This is a genomic window from Streptomyces sp. NPDC006265, from assembly GCF_040613555.1.
In the GTDB taxonomy this organism is placed as follows: domain Bacteria; phylum Actinomycetota; class Actinomycetes; order Streptomycetales; family Streptomycetaceae; genus Streptomyces.
Window position 1 is genome coordinate 1 of the sequence record NZ_JBEXSH010000482.1, and the last position, 6,879, is coordinate 6,879.

The 6,879-nt window shown below is 69.0% G+C and carries 8 protein-coding genes; 4 read left to right on the forward strand and 4 right to left on the reverse strand.

From position 1 onward, the window contains the following. Nucleotides 1-345: 345 nt before the first annotated feature. Complete coding sequence (locus ABZ281_RS31045) at nt 346-987, reverse strand: DNA-3-methyladenine glycosylase (RefSeq protein ID WP_356660857.1); 642 nt, start codon at nt 985-987, stop codon at nt 346-348. Nucleotides 988-1,131: 144 nt separating this feature from the next. Between ABZ281_RS31045 and ABZ281_RS31050 the strand changes: the two genes are divergently transcribed. The 3 genes from ABZ281_RS31050 to ABZ281_RS31060 all read left to right on the forward strand — a co-directional run bounded on the left by ABZ281_RS31050 (nt 1,132) and on the right by ABZ281_RS31060 (nt 3,212). Beyond that, nucleotides 1,132-1,914, forward strand: a complete 783-nt coding sequence (locus tag ABZ281_RS31050) for a sporulation protein (RefSeq protein WP_031110167.1) — start codon at nt 1,132-1,134, stop codon at nt 1,912-1,914. A gap of 40 nt (nt 1,915-1,954) precedes the next feature. Beyond that, complete coding sequence (locus tag ABZ281_RS31055; RefSeq protein ID WP_356660859.1) at nt 1,955-2,494, forward strand: YbhB/YbcL family Raf kinase inhibitor-like protein; 540 nt, start codon at nt 1,955-1,957, stop codon at nt 2,492-2,494. 211 nt (nt 2,495-2,705) lie between these two features. Then, a complete protein-coding gene (locus tag ABZ281_RS31060; RefSeq protein ID WP_184913023.1) occupies nt 2,706-3,212 on the forward strand; it encodes an HNH endonuclease in 507 nt (168 codons plus the stop codon). Nucleotides 3,213-3,323: 111 nt separating this feature from the next. On the opposite strand, the gene ABZ281_RS31065 is transcribed toward ABZ281_RS31060, so the two are convergent. From ABZ281_RS31065 to ABZ281_RS31075, 3 genes are all read right to left on the reverse strand, one after another. Then, nucleotides 3,324-4,283 carry an SPFH domain-containing protein gene (locus ABZ281_RS31065; protein ID WP_356660861.1) on the reverse strand — a complete coding sequence of 320 codons (960 nt, stop codon included), beginning with the start codon at nt 4,281-4,283 and terminating at the stop codon, nt 3,324-3,326. Between the two features lie 132 nt (nt 4,284-4,415). After that, the gene (locus ABZ281_RS31070) at nt 4,416-4,847 is read right to left on the reverse strand and encodes an NfeD family protein (RefSeq protein WP_356660863.1); all 432 of its coding nucleotides are present in this window, start codon (nt 4,845-4,847) and stop codon (nt 4,416-4,418) included. A 95-nt stretch (nt 4,848-4,942) separates the two neighbouring features. Continuing rightward, the gene (locus ABZ281_RS31075; protein WP_189589984.1) at nt 4,943-5,740 is read right to left on the reverse strand and encodes an ABC transporter ATP-binding protein; all 798 of its coding nucleotides are present in this window, start codon (nt 5,738-5,740) and stop codon (nt 4,943-4,945) included. Between the two features lie 161 nt (nt 5,741-5,901). Between ABZ281_RS31075 and ABZ281_RS31080 the strand changes: the two genes are divergently transcribed. After that, nucleotides 5,902-6,690, forward strand: coding sequence for a hypothetical protein (locus tag ABZ281_RS31080; protein WP_356660865.1), 789 nt, complete (start codon nt 5,902-5,904; stop codon nt 6,688-6,690). The last annotated feature ends 189 nt before the right edge of the window (nt 6,691-6,879 follow it).

Consider the following 6,879-nt stretch of genomic DNA (forward strand, 5'->3'; position numbering starts at 1 on the left):
CGGTCGCTTCCTTTGTACTCACCCTCTCGGGCTTTCCTCCGGGCTTCCCTTCGGTCTTGCGTTTCCGACTCTATCAGATCCTTTTCGATCCGATTCCCGGTCGGCGGGATTTGCCGTTAGGCCCGGGCTTTCGCTCGTCGGCCTTTCGACATTCACTACGTTAGCGGATTCCCCGTCCGACTCATAATCGAGTCCGTCGGCATCGAATTCAGGCATGCGGGCACGCCGAATTCGGCCCCTGTTGAGGGGAGTCGCTGGGTAGTGGTTTGGCCGCTTCCGGCTGCAGGGCGAGTGCCCTACCCGGATCAGCGGCTCGGGCTACATTACGCACCCCGGCATGGCCCGTCAACTTCGGCGGCGCCTCGGGACATGGGCTCGATAGGGGCTCACGGCCGGGTCGTTGGCCACCCAGAAGCGCCACGGGTGTACGGCTCCGTCGCCGCCCACCCCGGTGCGGGGGCCGTTGAGTACCTGGTCGGAGGGCACGGGAGTGCCCGTCAGCATGCGGAGCGGGGTGTCCTGGGAGGTACACGCGTCCGTGCCGTCCAGGGAGCGGTCCACGTTCAGGGCCGTGGCGAGCCGGGCCGGGCCTTTGGCCAGTTCCTTGTCGTTGCGGGCCGAGAGTCGACGGGTCCGGGCCAGTTCGGCACCCTCGATGATCTCGCCGGCCCGGAGCAGGACCGCGCTCGCCTTTCCCTCGGGGCCGCAGACCAGGTTCATGCAGAACCACATGCCATAGGTGAAGTAGACGTACACATGACCGGGTGGACCGAACATCACGTCGTTGCGGGCCGTACGGCCGCGATAGGCGTGGGAGCCGGGGTCGTCGGCGCCGTCGTAGGCCTCGACCTCGGTGAGGCGGAGGGCGATCGGACCGTCCGGGGTGCTGCGGACCAGGATGCGGCCGAGCAGGTCGGGGGCGACATCGAGGACGGGCCGGTCGAAGAACTCCCTGGACAGGGGCGTACGGTCGGGGGTCGCGATCATGCCGTCCGAGGGTACTGGAGACGTGTGGTGCCGGGGGGTGGCCGTCGGGCGCCCGCCTTGCCAGGGTTGGGCATGGAACCGGCCACGGCCGGATCGCGTTTGTATGGATCAAGGATCCACCCGTAGTGGGCGAGAGGGAGAGACATGGCGTTCAAGAAGCTGCTCGCGAGCCTGGGGGCCGGCGGGGCTTCGGTCGAGACGGTGCTGCACGAGGTCAACGTCGTCCCGGGCGGTGTCGTCCAGGGTGAGGTGCGTATCCAGGGCGGGTCCGTCAACCAGCAGATCGAGGGGCTCTCGGTCGGGCTGCAGGCCAAGGTCGAGGTCGAGAGCGGCGACCAGGAGTACAAGCAGGACATCGAGTTCACGAAGTCGCGGCTGGGCGGGGCGTTCGAGCTGCAGGCGAACGCGGTGCACGCGGTGCAGTTCGGTCTGGAGATCCCGTGGGAGACGCCGATCACGATGATCGACGGTCAGGCCCTGCGCGGCATGAACATCGGGGTGTCGACCGAGCTGGAGATCGCGCGTGCGGTGGACTCCGGTGACCTGGATCCGGTCAACGTGCACCCGCTGCCCGCGCAGAAGGCGATCCTCGACGCGTTCATCCAGCTGGGCTTCCGGTTCAAGAACGCGGACATGGAGCGCGGTGTGATCCGGGGTACGCGCCAGCGGCTGCCGTTCTACCAGGAGATCGAGTTCTACCCGCCGCAGCAGTACCGAGGGCTGAACCAGGTCGAGCTGAGCTTCGTGGCCGACCAGACCGCCATGGACGTCGTCCTGGAGATGGACAAGAAGCCGGGGCTGTTCAGCGAGGGCAGCGACACCTTCCGCTCCTTCCAGGTGGGTCTGAACGACTACCAGGGGACGGACTGGACCGCGTACCTGAACCAGTGGCTGTCGGAGGTCGGCAGCAAGCGCAACTGGTTCTAGGCTCGGGGGCTACTGCACGAAACGATCAGGAGGTACCGAGGTGACCGAGCTCAGGCGGCGGCCGCTCCCCCACGACTTCCATCCGCCCGTCGCGTCGTTCACGGTGACGAGCAAGGACATCGAGGAAGGTGCGACGCTCCAGGACGGCCAGGTCCAGGCGGCCGGCAACACGTCGCCGCAGCTGCGGTGGGAGGGTTTCCCGCTCGAGACCAAGAGCTTCGCCGTGACCTGCTACGACCCCGACGCCCCGACGGGCAGCGGCTTCTGGCACTGGGTGCTGTTCGACATCCCGGCGTCGGTGACCGAGCTGCCGGCGGGCGCGGGCAGCGGCTCGTTCGAGGAACTGCCGGAGGGCGCGATCCACGCTCGTAACGACTTCGGCGACAAGGAGTTCGGCGGGGCCGCGCCGCCTCCCGGGGACGGGCCGCACCGGTATGTGTTCACGGTGTACGCCGTGGATCAGGAGAAGCTCGGTCCGGACGCGGACGCGTCGCCGGCCGCCGTCGGCTTCAACCTGCGGTTCCACACGATCGGGCGGGCCCAGCTGATCGGCGAGTACGAGGTGCCCGCCGAGGGCTGAGCGGGTCGCCCGCAATCCCGGCGTTCATGGAACGTTTGCCCGCTCCTGGTCTTGGAATTGATCAGGAGCGGGCATTTTTGTTGCCGGGGGTCGCGGGGGGCCACCCCCCGTGGGAGCAGCAGATATTGCGTTGTCCATCTCGGCCTGCCCGGCCAGAGTTGATCCCAGCCCGCCAGGGGGGTGGGCCGGTGCACACGGGAGGTGGGCTGGTATGCGGGACACGCTGGTACTGAACGCGAGCTTCGAGCCGCTGTCGACGGTGACGTTGAACCGAGCCGTCGTTCTGGTGCTTCAGGACAAGGCCGTCGTCGAGCAGGCCCACCCCGAGCTGCGGATGCGGGGAGCCGCGGTCGACATACCGGCTCCCCGTGTGATCAGGCTCTGCCAGTACGTACGGGTGCCGTTCCGAAGACAAGCGCCGTGGTCGAGGCGGGGTGTGCTGGTCAGGGATCGGCACCGGTGCGCGTACTGCGGGAGGCGGGCGACGACCGTGGACCACGTGGTGCCGCGGTCGCAGGGTGGACAGGACACGTGGCTGAACACGGTGGCCTCGTGCGCGCAGGACAATCACCGTAAGGCGAACCGGACTCCGGAGGAGGCGGGGATGCCGCTGCTGCGGCGGCCGTTCGAGCCGACTCCGGCCGATGCGATGTTGCTGACGCTGGCGCAGGAGGACCTTGCGGCGCTGCCGGATTGGTTGGTGCTGGACGCTGCGTGACCACCGCCGTAGGAGCTCGCGTGGTTCTTCGGCTTGCGGTGGTTCGTGGCTTGTCGCGCAGTTCCCCGCGCCCCTCAGGTGGGTGCGGGGAACGTCGCTTGGTGGGTGCTGTCAGTCGATGGACGGCTTCTCGCGGCGTTCCTGGGCGGGGACGGCGCCTCCGGTCGTGCCGCCGTTGCCGCCGGAACCTCCGCCGAGCCCACCGAAGTTGCCCATGGCGCCGGAGAGGCCCTTGAGGGCGTCGCCGATCTCGCTGGGGACGATCCAGAGCTTGTTGGCGTCGCCCTCGGCGATCTTGGGAAGCATCTGGAGGTACTGGTAGGAGAGCAGCTTCTGGTCCGGGTCACCGGCGTGGATGGCCTCGAAGACCGTGCGGACGGCCTGTGCCTCGCCCTCGGCGCGCAGAGCGGCTGCCTTGGCCTCACCTTCGGCGCGCAGGATCTGGGACTGCTTCTCACCTTCGGCGCGCAGGATCTCGGACTGCCGGACACCTTCGGCCTGGAGGATCGCGGCGCGCTTGTCGCGGTCGGCGCGCATCTGCTTCTCCATCGAGTCCTGGATGGAGGTGGGCGGCTCGATCGCCTTGAGCTCGACGCGGTTGACGCGGATGCCCCACTTGCCGGTGGCCTCGTCGAGGACGCCGCGCAGGGCCGCGTTGATCTCCTCGCGGGAGGTCAGGGTCCGCTCCAGGTCCATGCCACCGATGATGTTGCGGAGCGTGGTGACGGTGAGCTGCTCGATCGCCTGGATGTAGCTGGCGACTTCGTACGTCGCGGCCCTGGCGTCGGTCACCTGGTAGTAGATGACGGTGTCGATGTTGACGACCAGGTTGTCCTGGGTGATCACCGGCTGCGGTGGAAAGGGCACGACCTGTTCACGCAGGTCGATGCGGTTGCGGATGGTGTCGATGAACGGGACGACGATGTTGAGGCCCGCGTTGAGTGTCCGCGTGTAGCGCCCGAAGCGCTCGACGATGGCCGCGCTGGCCTGTGGGATGACTTGAATCGTCTTGATCAGGGCGATGAAGACCAACACCACCAGAATGATCAGGACGATGATGACCGGTTCCATCGTCGTTCCCCGTGTCCCTTCTCCGCTTCGGCGCCTTCGGCAGATCTTATGGTTGTCGAAGATCTTGCTGGTCGAGTCTGACAGACCGTCGTGTGGCTGGCGAGGAGTTCACTCCAGTTACGTCTCGCGAGGTCACATGACGATCGCGGTGGCCCCCTCGATGTCCACGACATCCACTTCCTGGCCCACTTCGTAGGCGTGGCCGGTGTCGAGGGCGCGGGCCGACCAAACCTCGCCGGCCAGCTTGATCCGGCCGCCGGAGGCGTCGACGCGTTCCAGGACGACGGCTTGTCTGCCCTTCAACGCGTCCACGCCGGAGGCGAATTGGGGTCGCTGGGCGCGATGGCGGTTCGCGATGGGCCGTACGACGGCGATGCCCGCGGTCGAGATGACGGCGAAGACCGCGACCTGGGCGACGGCTCCGCCGCCGAAGACGCCGGTGGCCACCGCCGCGGCGATGGCGCCCACCGCCAGCATGCCGAGTTCGGGCATCGCGGTGACCACCAGCGCGATGCCGAGCGCTGCCGCGCCGATCAGCCACCACAGCCATGCGTCGATTTCCACATGGTCATGGTAGATCCGCGGGCCCTGTCGCCGACAGGGCGCCCGTGGTGTGAAATCCCGTTCTTACTCCGGGATTTGCGCGATGGCGGCCGGGTTCAGGAGAGCGGGAGGCCCTGTGCGGTCCAGCGCTCGCCCGACTGTTCAACGACGAGCGGGAGGCCGAAGCAGAGGGAGAGGTTGCGGGAGGTGAGCTCCAGCTCCAGCGGACCGGCGGCGAGGACCTTGCCCTGGCGGATCATGAGGACGTGGGTGAAGCCCGGGGGGATCTCCTCGACGTGGTGGGTGACCATGAGCATCGAGGGGGCGATCGGGTCGAGGGCGAGACGGCCGAGGCGGCGGACGAGGTCCTCGCGGCCGCCGAGGTCGAGGCCGGCGGCGGGCTCGTCGAGGAGGAGCAGCTCGGGGTCGGTCATCAGGGCGCGGGCGATCAGGGTGCGCTTGCGCTCGCCCTCGGAGAGCGTGCCGAACCGGCGCTCAAGGTAGTCGCTCATGCCGAGGCGGTCGAGGAAGGCGCGGGCGCGCTGTTCGTCGATGTCCTCGTAGTCCTCGTGCCAGGTGGCGGTCATGCCGTAGGCGGCGGTCAGGACCGTCTCCAGGACGGTCTGGCGCTTGGGGAGCTTCTCGGTCATGGCGATGCCGGCCATGCCGATGCGGGGGCGCAGCTCGAAGACGTCGGTACCGGGTCGGCCGAGGGTCTCGCCGAGGATGGCGGCGGTGCCCGAGCTGGGGAAGAGGTAGGTGGAAGCGAGGTTGAGGAGGGTGGTCTTGCCGGCGCCGTTCGGGCCGAGGATGACCCAGCGCTCGCCCTCCTTGACCGACCAGGAGACCTGGTCCACCAGAGCCCGGCCCTCACGGACCACGGATACGTCCTGAAGCTCCAGAACATCGCTCATGAGCGCGTTGTCTCCCCTTGCAGTGTGGCCGGTCTCGGCTGTCGCGTAAGCCTGTGGCTCGGTCCGCCGCGCCGGTGGGCGCAGCCCTCCATGAAATCTACGCCACCGGTCGGCCCGGACATTCCCTCGGTCCGGTCCTTGGAGGGTCCTAGGGTGGAGGCATGCTCTCGGAACCACGTGCTGGACGTCTCGCAGCTTGGGGAAATGCCCTTTTGGCCGGACATGTCTCGCCGGACGACGCTGTGCTCGCCGTCGTGGGCGAGGACGCGGTGCACCGGGTGGAAGGGCTGCCCGGGGAATCGGCGCCCGTGGGGCTCACTCTCGCGCTCGGACGGCTCCGGACGCTCGGGGTGACCGGACTGCGGGTCGCGCTGCCCGCGCCGGGGCATCCGCTGGGGCTGAGCGGGCCGCCGGAGTTCAACGCGCGGGCGCTGGACGCCGAGCAGGCAGTGGTCTGTTACGGCGCCGCGTTGGGGCTGGTGCCGGAGGTGTACGAGGCAGGGCCCGAGGGCGATGTGCACGTCGAGGTCGTGTGGCGTGTGCTGCCCGTGCGGGAGGCGCCGCCGGCGGATGTGCCGTCGCTGGGTGAGGCCGAGCGGGAGCTGGTGGAGGCCCTGCGGGAGGCCACCGAGCTGCTGACGCGGCTGGATGTGGCCGGGTCGGGGCCGGTGGCGGAGGCGGCGATCGATGCGTACCGGGCGCGGGCCGAGCGGGGCCGGGAGGTGCTGGCGCCGGGGTATCCGCCGCGGGCGGTGCGGGTGCTGGAGCTGGCGCAGCGGGTGGGGATGCTGATCGCCGTGGCGACGGAGCGTGGGCACGGCGGTGCGGTGAGTTCGTCGCAGATCTTCGCGCGGCGGGAGGCGTTGCGGCCGGTGGAGCGGACGGCTCGGCGGGCGCAGGTCGCGGCGTACAACTCCGTTGTGGAGGAGCGGGAACGGGGAGTGCGGTGACGGTTCTTCGTGGGGTGCTCAGCGTGAGGGCTGGGGGCGGGGGGTTTCTCAGCCCGGCGTGGCGGGGTGCCGCTCTCCTTGGGTCGGGTGCCGCCTCTAGTGCCGCGGCAGGCAACGTTCGCCCCGTCGCGACGCCCGGCACGCTCCCCCAAGCTCTCGACTCCGCTCGAGCAGGGGGCACCCCCACTC